Source organism: Sphingomonas sp. Root720 (assembly GCF_001428605.1).
Lineage (GTDB): Bacteria > Pseudomonadota > Alphaproteobacteria > Sphingomonadales > Sphingomonadaceae > Rhizorhabdus.
Map to the genome: position 1 here is coordinate 159,119 of NZ_LMID01000010.1, position 15,186 is coordinate 174,304.

Consider the following 15,186-nt stretch of genomic DNA (forward strand, 5'->3'; position numbering starts at 1 on the left):
AGGTGCTTTGATCTGGCGCCGCGGCGAGCATAGACTGGTTTGGGAGAGCCTCATGACGTCGAATCGCCGGTTTCTGCTCGTGCGCCGTCCGCACGGAACCCCCGTCCGCGAGGATTTCCGCCTGGTCGAGACACCTGTTCCGGTCCCGCCCGCCGGCGGCTTCGTCGTGCGCAACCATTATGCCTCGCTCGATCCCGCCCAGCGTGGATGGATGGACGACGCGCCGAGCTACATGCCGCCGATCCCGCTCGGCGATCCGGTACGCGCGACGACGGTGGGTGTCGTTCACAGCTCCGACAATCCCGACTTCGAGCCGGGCGACTGGGTACTCGGCCTGAACGGGCTCGAGGATTATTCGGAGGTTATGCCGGGCGGCTTCACCGGTCACATCGATATCTCGCTCGCCGACTCCCCGTCCAAATTCCTCTCGGCGATGGGCGCGGTCGGCCAGACCGGCTATTTCGGCCTGCTGGAAGCGGGCAAGCCCAAGGCGGGCGAGACCCTGCTCGTCTCCGGCGCGGCCGGCGCCGTGGGATCGGTCGTCGGCCAGATCGGCAAGATCAAGGGTTGCAGGACGATCGGCATCGCGGGGGGCGCCGACAAGTGCCGCCGCCTGATCGACGATTACGGCTTCGACGTCGCGATCGACTATAAGGGCAAGTCGGTGGCGGAACTGTCGGCCGAGATCGGCGCGGCGGCGCCCGGCGGCGTCGACATCATCTTCGAGAATGTCGGCGGCGACGTGATGGATGCCGAACTGATGAACCTCGCCAAGCGCGCGCGGATCGTTCTCTGCGGCCTGATCAGCGAATATAATGCGCCCGAGAAGATCGGCATCCGCAACCTGTGGCAGGTGCTCGTCCAGGAGGCGACGATCACCGGCTTCCTCGTCATGGACTATGTCCCGCGCTTCGCCGAAGGCGGCGCCCAGATCGCCCGGTGGATGGCCGAGGGCAAGCTGCGCATCGACGAGGATGTCCAGATCGGTCTCGAAAACGCCTATGACGCCTTCATGCGCCTGTTCGCCGGCGCCAACACCGGCAAGCTCGTACTGAAGATCGCCTGATGGCGCCAGGCGAGGCACATGGCCGGCTCGAAGGGCGCAGCGCGCTCGTCACCGGGGCGGGATCGGGAATCGGCGCCGCGACCGCGCGGCGGCTCGCTGCCGATGGCGCCCGCGTCTACCGTGTCGACCTCCAGGGCGAGGTCGACCGCCATGCCGACGTCACCGCGCCGGGAATCAACGCCGAGTTGGTGGCGGAGGCGGTCGCCCGCCACGGCGGACTCGACATCCTCGTCCCCTGCGCCGGCATCTCGGCCTTCCATCCGCTGGAAGGCCATGACGACGCCTATTTCGACCAGGTGATGGCGGTGAACGTCACCGCCGTCTTCCGCCTGATCCGAGACGCGGTGCCCGCGCTGAAGCGATCGCCCCATGGCCGCATCGTCACGATCGGGTCGACGATGGCCAGCTTCGGCGACGCGGGCCTCGTCGCCTATGGCGCCTCCAAGCATGCGGTGCTGGGCATGACCCGCTCGGTCGCCTGCGAGCTCGGGCCGTTCGGCATCACCGCCAACTGCCTGCAGCCCGGTGCGATCGAGACGCCGATGACCGCGCCGGCCTTCGCCGATATGCCCGAGTTCAGGGTCTATTGGGAGAAGAAGGCCGCGCTCGGCCGGCTCGGCCAACCCGAAGACATCGCGGACGTGATCGCCTTCCTCGCCTCGGACGATGCGCGCTTCTTCTCGGGCCAGGGCTTCTTCGTCGACGGCGGGGCGATGCAGCGGCAATAAGCACGCCTTCCCGCGCCCGTTCGTCCCGAGCGACGTCGAGGAACGTTGGCGCGCGGAGACGTGTCTCGACTTCGCTCGACACGAACGGTTTTTGTGGAGCACGCCTCCCCACCCGTCGCCCCAGCGAAGGCTGGGGTCCATGTCTCGCCAGCCAGACGACCATTGGGGGGAGAACAGACATGGATGCCGGCCTCCGCTGGCATGATGATCCAGCGGTTCAGATCGGCTTCAACGCCTCGTTCGGATGGATCTCGATCAACTCGAAGACATTGCCGAACCAGTCGCGGCAATAGGTCGCCGAATAGCCGCTCTTGTTGCCCTGCGCGTCAACGGCGATCGTGCCGAGGTCGGGCGGCGCGTGGAAACGGATGCCCTCCGCCGACAGTCGGTCGTAGCAGGCCTGGATGTCCTCCACCTGCAGCGCGAAATGGGTATAGCCATGCTGGTTCACGCCGCGATCCGGGTCCTGCGGATCGGATCGCGGCGCATGATATTCGAACACCTCGATCTGGGTGTTGCCCAGCCGGCAGATGAACTGGTCGGCGATGCTGCCTTCGAGCCCGATGACCGAGTCGATGAAAGGATTGTCGCGCCAGCTTAGTGGCTCCACCTCCTCCACCGCCCCGAGCAGATCGATGTAGAAGCGCCGCGCCTTCGCGAGGTCAGGGACCGACACCGCGATATGATGCACGTCCATAATGCCGGCGACCGCCGCCATGGCGCTCAGAACTGGACGCGCTTGGTATAGCCGCCGTCGATCACGACATTGGTGCCGGTCGTGTAGGACGAAGCCGGGCTGGCGAGGAAGACCACCGTCTTCGCGACCTCCTCGGGCCCGCCCCAGCGGCCGAGCGCGAACTGCGCCTCCGTGGCGTCGTAGAGGCCCGGCATCGCGCCCTTGATCGCTTCCCAATTGCCGCCGGGAAAGGCGATCGGCCCGGGCGAGACCGCGTTGACCCTGATGCCCTTGGGGCCGAGCGCCTGGCCGAGCTGCTTGGCATAGACCAGCAACGCGCCCTTGATCGCATTATAGGCCTGCGGGACGATGAAGGTCTCGAGCGCCGCGGTGCTCGACATGAACACGATCGACGCCGCGTCGGATGCTTCCAGATGAGGCTGCAACGTCTCGCAGCCGATAACCGTGCCCTTGACGTCGGCGTTGAAGCAGACGTCCCAGTCGCCGGTCGCACCCTGCCCCGAGGAACTCGCGCCGGGAACGAAGATGTCGCAGCCGCCCAGCCGGTCGGCGGCCGAGTTCAGCCAGCCCGGATAAGCGGCGAGATCGGTCATGTCGAAGGCCTCGCCGATCACCTTGCCGCCATGGCGCGACAATGACTTCACCGTCGCCTCGACCTGCTCGGCGTTGCGCGAGAAGAAAGCGACGTCGCAGCCCTCTTCGGCGAAGATTTCCAGCGCGGCGCGGCCGATGCCGCGGCTACCGCCCGTCAGGATGACCTTCTTGCCCTTGAGCCCGAGATCCATCTTTCCCTCCTATCCATTTCAGCGTTGCCTCGTTCTCCCTCCGCGCGCGCGGAGGGACCACTCGCCTTTTGATCAGGGCTGGGCCGGCCGCGACCGGTGCTAGCCCGGAGGCGAGAAGAAGGAGAGGGATAACATGGCGCGTCTCGCAGGCAGGAAAGCCGTCGTCCTTGGGGCCGGCAGCCCGGGCAACATGGGCCAGATCATCGCCCGACGCTTCCTGGCGGAAGGGGCCGAGGTGCTCGTTGCCGGCCGCAAGGCGCCGCCGCTCGCCGCCTTCGCCGCCGACACCGGCGCGGCCCATGCCCTGTGCGACATCACCGACGAGGCGAGCCTCGCCGCGCTGGCCGATGCCGCGATGGACGCGATGGGGGGGATCGACATCGCGGTCAACGCGACCGGCTGGGGCCTGCTCAAGCCCTTCCTCGACACCAGCCGCGACGAACTGGAGACGATGACCGCGCTACAGTTCATCGGCCCGTATCAATTCTACCAGGCCATGATCCGCAAGATGGGCACTGCGCATGGCGGTCGCGGCGGATCGATCATCCAGATCAGCTCGGCCACCGCGACGATCATGCTCAACGACCATGCCGCCTATATGGGCACCAAGGCGGGGACCGACCATGTCATACGCTGCGTCGCGCACGAGTTCGGCAAGGAGGGCATCCGCGCCAATTCGATCTCGCCCGGATTGACCGACACTCCGATGACCGCCGAGGCCAAGACCGTACCCGGCCTGTTCGAGGCCTTCCTGCCGGGCTATCCGCTCGGCCGGATCGGTTCGCCGGACGACATCGCCGCCGCCGCCGTGTTCCTCGCCAGCAACGAATGCTTCATGAGCGGCGAGAATCTCCAGGTGAACGGCGGCCTGACCCTCCGCCGCAACCCGACCAACGACGAGATTGCGGCGAGCGTGGCAAAGGCAACGGGGCAGGCCTGAGCTTCGGGTCGAGCATCGGGCCTCCCCCCCTTTCTGCCTCAGTCGGCGACCTCGCCCAACCGCCGCTTCACGTCCTCGCGCAGCATGTCCTTGCGGATCTTGCCCGATGCGGTGCGGGGGAAATCGTCGACGAACAGGAACAGCTCGGGAATCTTCTGCTTCGCGAGCCCGCTGTCGGCGACATGCCTCGCGAGGTCGGCGACGGACGGCGGCTCGCCGTCGGCGATCACATAGGCGCAGATGCCTTCACCCAGCCGGTCGTGCGGCATGGCGACGACGCTCGCCTCGCGCACCCTGCCGTGCGCGTGGAGGACGTCCTCGATCTCCTTGGCGCTGATATTCTCGCCGCCGCGGATGATCAGGTCCTTCTTGCGGCCGGTGACGGTAATCGCGCCCTCGGGCGACAGCACGCCCAGGTCGCCGGTGCGGAAATAGCCATCGGGCGTGATTGCCTCGGCAGTCTGCGACTGGTCGGCATAGCCCATCATCATGCCCGGCCCCCGCGCGAGGATCTCGCCCTCCAGCCCGGCGGCCACGTCGCGGTCGTCGGCGTCGACGATCCGCACCGCATAGTCGACCACCGCGCCGTCGGTCGTCGCGGCGAGATGGGGATCGTCGGGCCAACCGAAGGTGACGAGCGGCACTTCCGACGCGCCGAATACCCGGAAGGGACGGCAGTTGTCGAAGGCCGCGCTTGCCGCCGGGATGAGGTCGGCGGGGACGGCGGCACCGCCACAGGCGAAGAAGCGGAAGGAGGGCAGCCGGTTGCCCGCCGCCCGCGCCGCCGCCGCCAGCTCGACCAGGAAGGGCGTCGCCGCGACGGTACCGATCAGGCCGTACCGATCGATCAGCTCCAGCGCCGCCACCGCGTTCCAGCTTTCCATCAGCACCGTCCGCGTGCCCCACACCAGCGGCATCTCCAGGCCGTTGGCATAGCCCGAGACATGGGTGACCGGCGACGGCATCAGGGTCGCCTCGCCCTGGCCGATGCCCCAATGCGCGGCGCTCATCCGCAGGATGCGCTGGAGCGTGACATGGCTGTGCAGCACGCCCTTGGGCCGCCCGGTGGTACCCGAGGTATAGAGCACCATCTTGACGCCCAGGGGATCGACCTGCGGCCGCCGGAAATTGCCATGCCGCCCTTCGGCGACGAGCGCGGCATAGTCGTCCGCCCCCTCGCCCCGCACGGTGAAGACATGCTCGAGCGACGGCAGCGAGGCGCGCACCCGCCCCGCCATCGTCGCGAAATCATAGCCGCGGAAACTCGAGGCGACGAAGAAGGCGCGTGCGCGGCAATCGCCCAGCATCTGCATGACCTCATGGTCGCGGTAGATCGGTACGATCGGATTGACGACCAGGCCCGACATAGCGGCGGCGAGGTTGATCACCGCGGCCTCGCCCCAGTTCGGCACCTGGAAGGCGACGACGTCGCCGGGGCGCAGTCCGCGCGCAGATAGCGCCGCCGACAGGGCCTCGGCCGCGACGAGCAATTGTTCGCGGGTCATCGTCGATTCGCCGTCGATCAGCGCGACGAAACCGGGGTCGGCGGCGGTCAGCTCGATCGCGAGATCGGCGATCGTCCGGGAATCCCAGACGCCCGAATCCGCGAATGGCCGCTGATGCGGGGCGGGAATGTCGAGCCAGGCCCAGGGCGGATCGCGTCTGTCGTTCATCGCCGAAGGGTGCCGTCCCGGAGGCGCCCGGCCAATTGGCCAAAAGGCGAGGAACCTGTCACCTGTCCCAGCTTGTCGTCCCTCTCTCGCTTTGCTCAACTCCCTGCAAAGATCGCTGCTCGGGAGATGGCTGTGGACCGCGTACAGAATATCGGCGACGTCGCCGAAACGATGCTCGACTATGTCGAGAACAACAAGACCTACCTGACCGGCACGACCATGAAGGTCCCGACCAGCAGCTATACCGATCCCGACCAATGGCGCGCCGAAATGGAGCTTGTGTTCATGCGCGTGCCGCTTCTGCTGGCCTTCACCGCCGAATTGCCCCGTCCGGGCGACTTCAAGGCGATGGACGCGATGGGGAAGCCGGTGCTGATCAACCGCGACAAGGCGGGCAAAGTCCGCGCCTTCCTCAACGTCTGCTCGCATCGCGGCGCGCCGGTGGCGCCCGAGGGCCATGGCAACTGCCCGCGCTTCACCTGCAAATATCACGGCTGGACCTTCGGTCAGGACGGCAAGTTGCTGGCAGTGTCCGAGGCGAGCAAGTTCGGCGAGGTCTCCAAGGTCGAGCGCGGCCTGCGCGAACTGCCCTGCGAGGAACGGGCGGGGATGATCTTCGTCTGCCTGACGCCGAACGCCCCGATCAACCTCGACGATCATTTCCGCGGCTATCTCGAGGATTTCGAGGCGCTGGACTTCGACAGATGGTCCTATCTCGGCTCGCGCGTGATCGAGGGCGCCAACTGGAAGATCGCCTTCGACGGCTATCTCGAAGGCTATCATTTCGCGTCGCTCCACCCGACGACGATCTTTCCCCGCACCCCGTCCAACTGCACCCATTATGAGGGCTTCGGCCCCAATATCCGCATCGGCTTCCCGCAGCGGCGGATCGCCGAGGCGCTGCGCGACGTGCCACGCGAAAAGTGGGGGACGCAGGAGAATAACGGCTTCGATTTCGTCCGGATCTTCTTTCCGAACGTGTCGATCTTCATCGCCCCCGAGATTACCCAGATCGCCCAGCTGTTCCCGGGGCCGACGCCCGACCGCAACCGCACCGTCCTCAACTATCTGCGACGCGAGGCGCCGAAGGACGATGCCGACCGCGCCAATATCGAGACGATGATCGATTTCTTCCGGGACGTGACCTACACCGAGGACTACGTCATCGGCCTGGAGATCCAGAAGGGACTGGAAACCGCCGCGCACGACGATCTGGTGTTCGGCCGCAACGAGCGCGGCAACCAGTATTTCCACGAATGGCTCAACTGGTACCTTCAGGACGATCCCGACCTTCCCGAGCCGGTGATGTAGGAGGCGGATCCTGAACCCGATCTCGCTCGCCTCGGGCGTCGTGCCCGAGTTCGGTCCGGTCGACACGATCCGCGCGGCGGCGGCCGGCGGCTTCGACGCGGTCGGCCTGTGGATCGAACCGGCCGACTGGACCGCGCCGCTGTTCCGCGAGGTCCGCGCCGCGCTGGCCGATACCGGCCTGCCGCTGCTCGACGTCGAGGTGATCTGGCTGAAGCCCGACAGCGCGATGGACGACCATCGCCGCACGATCGACATCGGCGCGGAGCTGGGCGCCGCCAACGTCCTGTGCGTGTCGTCGGACCCCGATCCGGGCGCGACGGCGACGCGCCTGGCCGACCTGTGCCGCCACGCCGAGGGCAGCCGCATGCGGGTCGCGCTCGAGTTCGGCATCTTCACCGAGGTGAAGGATCTCCCCGCCGCGCTCGCCATTCTCGATCGGGTCGGCCATCCGCAGCGCGCCCTGCTGCTCGATCCGATCCATGTCGACCGGTCGGGAACGCCGTTCGAGGCGCTGGCGGCGGTCGACCGTGCCCTGCTGCCCTATGCGCAGATTTGCGACGCTCCCGCCCACCGCCCCGACCCGGCCGATTTCGACGCGGTAATCGTCGACGCGATCGACCTGCGCGAGCAATGTGGCGACGGCGCGCTGCCGCTCGACATCTTCCACCGCGCGCTGCCGGCGGGCATCCCGCTCAGCGTCGAGCTGCGGTCGAAGGCGCTGCGGGACTCTTATCCCGATGCCGACGCCAGGGCGCGCGTCGTGGCGGAGGCGACCCGGCGGTGGTTGAAGGCGGCCGGCTGAAGCTCCGCGTCGCCGCCCCTCACCAGGCGTGCGGCTCGCCGTTCCATTTGTAGAAATCGCCGCTCTTCTCCAGCGTCCAGCCCTCGGCGAGCTTGCGGATGCCGCTGGCGCTCTCCTGCGGGGTGATGTCGGCACCGGGGCCGCCCATGTCGGTCTGGACATAGCCGGGGTGGATGATGCCGACGACGATCCCGCGTCCCTTCAGGTCGATCGCGACCGAGCGCATCATCCGGCCGAGCCCGGCCTTGGCGGCGGCATAGGCATAATAGCCGCCATAGGGCCAGGTGGATGAAGCGAGCTGGCTGGAGAAGTTGATCACCTTCGATCCCGCGCCCATCCGCGGCAGGAAGGCCTGGAGTACGCGCATCGGCCCCTTCAGCATGATGTCGATCGCCTCGTCGAAGGCGTCCCAGTCGGTGCTGTCGAGCTCGGGGCCGGGGATGCCGAGCACCCCCGCGACGTTATAGAGGATGTCGATCGGCGCATCGCCGGTCGAAGCGGCGCCGGCCCCGATCGATGCCGCATCGCTCACGTCCATCCGATGGACACTGAGCCGGCCGTCGGCACCGGCCGTCAGAGCCTCGAGCGCCGTCGAACCGCCCGGATCGCGGAGCAGCGCGAAGACGCGGTCGCCCGCCGCCAGGTGCTGCCGGGTCAGTTCCAGCCCAAGGCCACGCCCGGCGCCGGTGATCGCGATGTTCGCCATATGCTTATCCTTCCTCAGTCGGGCATTCCGCCCTTGTTCGCGGCGTATCGTGCAGCCGCCGGTTGACCGCGCGGACCAGATTGCGGACCCGCTCCAGCCGTTCCTCGCCGAACGCCGGGCGCTGGAGCAGCAGCCCGAGATGCGCGGCGATGGTAAAATCGTTGGCGAGCTGCATCGCCTCCCAATGGGCCTCCCATTGCGGATGGAAGCGGATCATCTCCTGCCGCCACAGCGCGTCGTAGCGGCGCAGCGCGGGTTCGAGCAGCTGGTCGAGCTCGGGATCGGTGCGGGCCGCGACCGCCAGCTCGACATAGGCGGCATATTCGCGCGTCTCGACGCTCTTCCAGTGGAGGTCGCTGCCTATCTCGACGAGCGCCTCCTCGCCCTGTCCGGCGCCGTGCGCGGCCAGCGCCGCGGCATAGGCGGCGAGGAAATCGGCGAGCCGCTTGTGGAAGACATGGTCGACGAGGCCCGCGACCAGCTCCATGCGGGTCGCGAAATGATGGTGCATCGCGCCGCGCGACACCCCGGCGCGCTCGGCGACCAGACTGGCCGACAGGCCGCCATGGCCGCGCTCGACGAGGCAATCGATCCCGGCCTCGAGCATGGCGAGGCGCGTCCGCGCGCTCTTCCGCTGCTGCCAGCGGACCGGCCCCTCGGCCTCCAAGGCTGGGCCCGTCTCCCGCTCCGGCGGGCGCGTGGCCGTCATGTTCCTCATCGCATCGTCACGCCGTTCGCCCAACAGACTCGCCCTCGTCGCAAGGGCCGGCCCATCGTCCGGGAGGGTGGCCCTCTTCCGAAACTAGCGATTGCGACAGGTTACGCCGACAGCGCTAATCCATAAAACCGGCACAAGCGCCTGTTTTATAACGTGAGGCGCTCCGGAAACCGGGGAGAGGACCCGCGAGATGACTGCCGAACCGATGCTGTCGCGCTATTCCGCCGAATATGACCTGCCCGTCCGCGGCGATCCGATCACGGCCGAACGCTATGTCAGCCGCGAATGGATGGACGCCGAGGATCGGAACCTGTGGCCGAAAGTCTGGCATCTCGGCGGCGTTCTGGCCGAGCTGGAGGAGGAAGGCGACTTCATCCGCCACAATTTCGGTCGCGAGTCGGTGATCATGGTCCGGCAGGAGGACGGGTCGATCAAGGCCTTCTACAATGCCTGCCCGCACCGCGGTAACCGCCTCGTCCTCGGCGATATCGGCAGCGCCCAGCGGCTGACCTGCGCCTATCATGGCTGGCAGTTCGACCTCGACGGTACGCTCGCCAAGGTCCAGGATCCCGACGATTTCCCCGGCGGCAACCCCTGCGGCCGGGTCCACCTGACCGAGCTGCGCTGCGAGACCTTCGGTCCCTTCGTCTTCTGGTGCATGGATCCCGACGCTAAGCCGCTGGTCGAATGGCTCGATCCCTTCCCCGCGCGGCTGGCTGGTTACGGCCTCGACAACTGGGTGCGCGTGCTCAACCTGTCGGCGGACTGCGATTTCAACTGGAAGATCATCCGCGACAATTTCAACGAGAGCTATCACCTGCCGACGATCCACCCGGAGCTGTCGACCTTCATCAACGACGGCCTGCCCGACACGCTGTTCGAGATGTATCCGAGCGGCCACAATTCGATGTGGATGAAGGGCCATCAGGCGACCACCCGCGCCGACCATGAGAGCGGCGACGTCCCCGCCCCGCTCGATGCGATCGCCATGGCCTGGGGGATCGACCCGGCCGACTACAGGGGCCGCACCGGCGAGGTCCGCCAGGCGGTGATCGAGGCGAAGCGCCGGCTCGGCGCCGAGCGCGGCTTCACCAACTATGCCGACATGACCGACCAGCAGCTCGTCGATTATTTCCACTGCACTTTGTTTCCCAACCTGACGATTACCATGTCGCCCGAACAGTGCCAGGTGCTGCGCACCGAGCCGCACCCGACCGATCCGGCGAAATGCGTGTTCCAGCACTGGGTGCTGGTGCCGCCGGTCGAGGGAATGAAGGAGGTCGAGACCCCCGTCGGCATGGTGCCGCTGCGCCACGCCGAGCATCGCCACTCGGTCTATGGCGACGGCCAGTCGCTCGGCTTCGTCGCCGACCAGGACCTCTCGATCGGCACCAGCCAGCAGCAGGGGCTCAACTCGCGCGGCTTCAAGGGGTGCATCCTTACCCACCAGGAAAAGCGCATCCAGCGCTTCCACGAGCTGCTCGACGACTATGTGAAGGGACGGGCCTGACCGCGCCTGGATTCCCTGTTGCCGACGCCCTACGACGGCGCTGGCGCGCGCATGCCGTTCGGCAGCCCGCCGCCGCCGCAGGGGGATCGCCGAAGGGGCGAAACCCTAAACGCGGATCGAGGCCTCGACCCTGCGAATGGGCACCGCGCCCAAGCCCTCACAATTGCTCCACCCGATGCGGTTGCAACTCCGCGCCCGGCATGATCGTCTTGACGAAGAACTCCCCATCCAGCGGGTGCGGCGCAAAGCTCACCGGGATATCGATCAGAGCGGTCACCGGCGACGCCATGGCGCGCGCGATGGCGCCTTCCAGTTCTTCGACCCTGGTGATGCGCTCGCCCTTGCATCCATAGGCCATCGCCACCCTCGAGAAATCGGTATCGACCATCGACGGGCCGAGCCTGTCGTTCTGGAAGACGAACTGCTCCAACGGCTTGTAGCATCCCCAGCAACTGTCGTTCATCACGATCATCACCAGCTTGATGCCGAGACGCGACGCGGTTTCGAGCTCCTGCCCCGTCAGGCCCGCCGAGCCATCGCCGCACACCACGAAGACCGGACGATCCTCGGCCTGGGCGACCTTCGCGCCGATGGCCATCGGCAGGCCGCAGCCCATATGACCCATGCCGCTTTCGAATTTAGCCGCATAGGGGCCGGCGGCTTCGAGGAAGGACATCGCCCAGGATGAGGTTTGTCCGCCATCGACGCAGACGATGGCATTTTCGGGGAGCAATCGCCTGATCTCCCGCATGAAGGCCGGTGTTCCGGGCGGCTGGGCCCCGGCCGTCTCGTTCGCCAGTCCGTCGAGCGCGGCGACATAATCGCCGCGCGCTGCGAGGAGGGAGTCGATCCAGGCACGATCGACATCCATCGCGATCCCATCCAGCCGGGCGAGCAGCGCTTCCAGCGTCTCGCGCGCATCGCCGACCAGGCCCAGCGCGATCGCCGCGTTCTTGCCGAGCATCGTCTCGTCGATATCGACCTGGACGATGCGCTGGCCAGCGACCGGCGTTACCGCAGGCGGCTTCGCGACCGGCGTCCAGCTCCCGAACTTGCAGCCGATGGCGAGGACCAGGTCGGCCTCCCGGCCGGCCTGCAGCGCGGCGAAGCCCGCGTGCCAGCCGGGACTGCCGATATAGAGGTCGCTGCGGGGATCGACCGCTCCCCACCCCTGGACCGAACTGATCGCCGGAATCCCGAGGCGGGCGGAGACCGCCCGGAACACGTCGACCGCGCCCGACCGGATCACGCCGCCGCCCGCGACGAGCAGGGGCCGCTGCGCCGAGGCGAGCATGGCGAGGAGCGCGTCGAGCTCGCTGCCGGACGGCCGGGGGCGTGGCGGCTGGACCACCGGCAGGCGATCGAGGTCATAGGTGCAGGCCATGGTCGAGACGTCGACGGGAAGGTCGATATGGACCGGGCCAGGACGCCCCGACCGGGCCAGCCCGATCGCACGTTCCATCAGTGCGCCCGCGCGCTCGGGATCGCGGATCTGCACATTCCATTTGGTGACCGGCTTGAACAGCGCGATCTGGTCGACCGCCTGCAGCATATCGGCATAGGGATCGAGCATCTTCAGCGGATTGTTCGCGGTCAGCACGATCATCGGGATATTGTCCGCCCAGGCCGCCGCGACCCCGGGAAGAAGGTTGGTGGCCCCCGGCCCGACCGTCGCGAAACTGAGCGCCATCTCGTCGCCGGCTATCGTCGCGCCGTGCGCCATATGGCCGGCGCATTCCTCATGACGGGTCGTGATGTAACGGAAGAAGGGATCCCGGCTGACGCCGTCCATGAAGATGCCCAGCTGGCCCGACGGCAGGCCGAATATGTTCCGCACGCCATATTTCCTGAGCAGCTCGATGAGTACGCCGGTCACCGTCGTCTTGATCATGCGGGGCATCATATAGGTCCTTGTAGGCATGGAGCCGGAAGCGGCGGTCCGCTCGGCAGCCGGGGTAGGTCGCTCGACGGGTCTTCGGCCCGTTCAGGCCGCGACGAAGCGCAGCGGAAGCTTCTCGAAGGAGGTGATCGTGTTCGACATCAGCACTTCCGGCTCACCGGCGCATTCGATGCGTTCGACCCTCTCGACGATGATCTTCAGAAGGGCGAGCGCCTCGGTCCGCGTCAGCATCTGGCCGATGCAATTGTGGATGCCGATGCCGAACGAGATGTGCTTGCCCGCCGCGCGGCCGACATCGAACCTTTCCGCGTCGGGCCATATCGATGCATCGCGCCCGGTCGCGCCGAGAAAGACCAGGATGCCGTCGCCCTGGCGGATCGTCTGGCCCAGCAACGCCGTGTCGCGATGCGCGACGCGGCCGAAGACGCGCGCGGGCGAAAGGTAGCGCAGAACCTCTTCGAACGCGCGCGCGCACAATCCGGGATCGCGCCGCAGCCGGGCATATTGATCGGGATTACGCGCGAAACAGTGGAGCATGTTCGCGATCGAGCCGGCGGTCGTGTCGACGCCCGCCGACAGCAAGCTCATGAGCAGGAGCCCGGCCTGTTCTTCCGAAACCTCCCCGCGCGCCTGCGCCTCATAGATGGCCGCGCCGAGGCCCTGCGGTTTCAGGGCGTCGCGTGCGCATTGGGCCTCGACCCACCGGGTTGCCTCCCCGGCACGCTCGACCAAGGACAGGAACAGATCGTTGACGGGCCCGAAGGTGTTGAGGATCGCGGCGCCGAAGGTGACGAGGTTCTCCCGGCCGCCATCGCGCAAGCCGACGGTATCGCCGAAGGCGGAGAGCACGAACGGCAGCGCGAGATCGTGGACGCCGTCGAACGGATCGCCGGCCGTTAGCCGATCGATCGCGGCGATCGCCGCCGCACGATAAGCCGCCTCGTGTGCGCGCAGCACCTTCGGGGACAGCACGCGGTTCATCACCGACCGGATGGCGCCATGATCGGGTGGATCGTCGGTCACCAATATGGCCGGCAACGGAAAATCCGGATGCGTGAACGGCCGTTTCGCCGACGAGAAATTCTCGAAATCGCCGAGAATCCGGTTCGCCGCCGCATAGCGGCCCGTCGCCCACATCCCATAGTCTTCCAGCCAGATCAGGTCGCCCGCGTCGCGGATGGCGGCATTCGTGGCGACCGCATCGACGATGGCGTCGGTGGCAAAGGGATCCAGCGCGGAGACCGGTGCGCCGGCAGGACGGGGCTTCCTCGTGTCGACCGCCATTGCTCGCTCTCCCTGTCGTTTCGGTCCCCCCGGGTCGGAATCGGTCGGGGCGACCGCTCTGGTGCGACACAAGGCACGTTCCGGCGAATAGCGATTACTACTCATCCCCTCGTCGCTACGATCGGTGTACGCTTTCCACACCTGTTCCGATGGCCTAGAAAAAGATCACGGGATATCCGCGCACGAGACGCGCGGCCGGGAGGATGCCATGGGCTCGCCATCGAACGAAAGCCTGTTTGCCGAGCTGACCCGGTCGATCGATGCCGTCGTCACGGCACGGGAGATCGAGGCGACCCTGCTTCGGCCGATCGCCGGCGCCATCGGTGCCGACGCCACCGCCCTGTTCGAACTCGAAATCGACAATGGTCTGCCCAAGGACATACGCGACGCGACGTTGAGCCGATCGATCGCCGGGGTTCTGGCGCCCTACCGCCGCTCGCTGTTTCGCGACGATCCCCTCTATGCCGCTCCCTCCAGGAAGCCGGCGGCGATGTCCGCCATCATGCGCGATGCGTGCCGTCCCGAAATCAGGGCCTATTATGACGGCTTCCTCGTTCCCCAGGGCATCGGCGACATCATCGGCGTCCATTTTCCGGTCGCGGCGCATTTCGGGCAGCGCAACTTTTCCGTGAGCTTCACACGCCGAACCGGCAGCCCGTCCTATTCGACCCGGGAAGCAGAGCTGCTGGGCGACATGCTGCCGCTGATCGCGCTTGCCTGCGCCAACGTCGCCCTGCGCGAGGACCTCGCGACCATGCAGGCCCAAATGGACGAGACGGCCGCGCGCGCTGGGCGGTCCCGCCCGGAGACGAACTGGCATCGCTTTCTGTACGATGGCGGCATGACCATGGCCGTCCTGACGGAGCGGGAACGCGAAATCTCGGGCCTCATCTATGACGGCTACACCAATCTTTCGATCGCCAGCGTCCTGGGCATCAGCATCCGCACGGTCGAGAACCACCTCCGCAACATCTACGAGAAACTCGGCATAGGAAGCCGGATGCAGCTCGCCGCCTGGATGCGCTCGAAGGAAATGTCCGGGGTGTCGACGAGGCCGAACTGACCG

At 67.0% G+C, this 15,186-nt stretch carries 14 protein-coding genes; 7 read left to right on the forward strand and 7 right to left on the reverse strand.

Annotation, left to right across the window (positions count from 1 at the left end; genetic code table 11):
* The first annotated feature begins 52 nt into the window (after positions 1–52).
* Both ASE22_RS08115 and ASE22_RS08120 read left to right on the forward strand, forming a co-directional pair.
* Positions 53–1,066, forward strand: a complete 1,014-nt coding sequence (locus ASE22_RS08115) for an NADP-dependent oxidoreductase (RefSeq protein WP_056357270.1) — start codon at positions 53–55, stop codon at positions 1,064–1,066.
* Positions 1,066–1,794, forward strand: coding sequence for an SDR family NAD(P)-dependent oxidoreductase (locus tag ASE22_RS08120; RefSeq protein ID WP_056357273.1), 729 nt, complete (start codon positions 1,066–1,068; stop codon positions 1,792–1,794). Before ASE22_RS08115 ends, ASE22_RS08120 begins: the two co-directional genes overlap by 1 nt.
* 217 nt (positions 1,795–2,011) lie before the next feature.
* Here ASE22_RS08120 and ASE22_RS08125 read toward each other — a convergent pair whose 3' ends face one another.
* Together ASE22_RS08125 and ASE22_RS08130 are read right to left on the reverse strand one after the other, a co-directional pair.
* Positions 2,012–2,491, reverse strand: coding sequence for a VOC family protein (locus ASE22_RS08125; RefSeq protein ID WP_235537533.1), 480 nt, complete (start codon positions 2,489–2,491; stop codon positions 2,012–2,014).
* A 26-nt stretch (positions 2,492–2,517) separates the two neighbouring features.
* Positions 2,518–3,276 (reverse strand): SDR family NAD(P)-dependent oxidoreductase, encoded by a 759-nt coding sequence (locus ASE22_RS08130; RefSeq protein ID WP_056357279.1) that lies wholly within the window; start codon positions 3,274–3,276, stop codon positions 2,518–2,520.
* A gap of 133 nt (positions 3,277–3,409) precedes the next feature.
* Here ASE22_RS08130 and ASE22_RS08135 point away from each other — a divergent pair, with 133 nt between their 5' ends.
* A complete protein-coding gene (locus ASE22_RS08135; RefSeq protein ID WP_056357282.1) occupies positions 3,410–4,216 on the forward strand; it encodes an SDR family NAD(P)-dependent oxidoreductase in 807 nt (268 codons plus the stop codon).
* 38 nt (positions 4,217–4,254) lie between these two features.
* Here ASE22_RS08135 and ASE22_RS08140 read toward each other — a convergent pair whose 3' ends face one another.
* On the reverse strand, positions 4,255–5,889 hold the full coding sequence (locus tag ASE22_RS08140; protein ID WP_056357285.1) for an AMP-binding protein: 1,635 nt from the start codon (positions 5,887–5,889) through the stop codon (positions 4,255–4,257).
* A 126-nt stretch (positions 5,890–6,015) separates the two neighbouring features.
* Between ASE22_RS08140 and ASE22_RS08145 the strand changes: the two genes are divergently transcribed.
* Positions 6,016–7,200 (forward strand): aromatic ring-hydroxylating oxygenase subunit alpha, encoded by a 1,185-nt coding sequence (locus tag ASE22_RS08145; protein ID WP_056357288.1) that lies wholly within the window; start codon positions 6,016–6,018, stop codon positions 7,198–7,200.
* Between the two features lie 40 nt (positions 7,201–7,240).
* A complete protein-coding gene (locus tag ASE22_RS08150; protein WP_235536243.1) occupies positions 7,241–8,002 on the forward strand; it encodes a sugar phosphate isomerase/epimerase family protein in 762 nt (253 codons plus the stop codon).
* Positions 8,003–8,021: 19 nt separating this feature from the next.
* Here ASE22_RS08150 and ASE22_RS08155 read toward each other — a convergent pair whose 3' ends face one another.
* Both ASE22_RS08155 and ASE22_RS08160 read right to left on the reverse strand, forming a co-directional pair.
* Positions 8,022–8,708 (reverse strand): SDR family NAD(P)-dependent oxidoreductase, encoded by a 687-nt coding sequence (locus tag ASE22_RS08155; RefSeq protein ID WP_056357294.1) that lies wholly within the window; start codon positions 8,706–8,708, stop codon positions 8,022–8,024.
* Between the two features lie 4 nt (positions 8,709–8,712).
* Complete coding sequence (locus ASE22_RS08160; protein WP_235536242.1) at positions 8,713–9,417, reverse strand: TetR/AcrR family transcriptional regulator; 705 nt, start codon at positions 9,415–9,417, stop codon at positions 8,713–8,715.
* Positions 9,418–9,616: 199 nt separating this feature from the next.
* Between ASE22_RS08160 and ASE22_RS08165 the strand changes: the two genes are divergently transcribed.
* Entirely contained in the window at positions 9,617–10,936 is a 1,320-nt protein-coding gene (locus ASE22_RS08165; protein ID WP_056357297.1) for an aromatic ring-hydroxylating oxygenase subunit alpha, read from the forward strand.
* A gap of 157 nt (positions 10,937–11,093) precedes the next feature.
* Here the strand turns inward: ASE22_RS08165 and ASE22_RS08170 are convergent, their stop codons facing one another.
* Positions 11,094–12,836 (reverse strand): thiamine pyrophosphate-binding protein, encoded by a 1,743-nt coding sequence (locus ASE22_RS08170; protein ID WP_162257089.1) that lies wholly within the window; start codon positions 12,834–12,836, stop codon positions 11,094–11,096.
* Between the two features lie 84 nt (positions 12,837–12,920).
* Positions 12,921–14,120, reverse strand: a complete 1,200-nt coding sequence (locus ASE22_RS08175) for a cytochrome P450 (RefSeq protein ID WP_056357303.1) — start codon at positions 14,118–14,120, stop codon at positions 12,921–12,923.
* Between the two features lie 208 nt (positions 14,121–14,328).
* Between ASE22_RS08175 and ASE22_RS08180 the strand changes: the two genes are divergently transcribed.
* On the forward strand, positions 14,329–15,183 hold the full coding sequence (locus ASE22_RS08180; RefSeq protein ID WP_056357306.1) for a helix-turn-helix transcriptional regulator: 855 nt from the start codon (positions 14,329–14,331) through the stop codon (positions 15,181–15,183).
* Positions 15,184–15,186 lie beyond the last annotated feature (3 nt).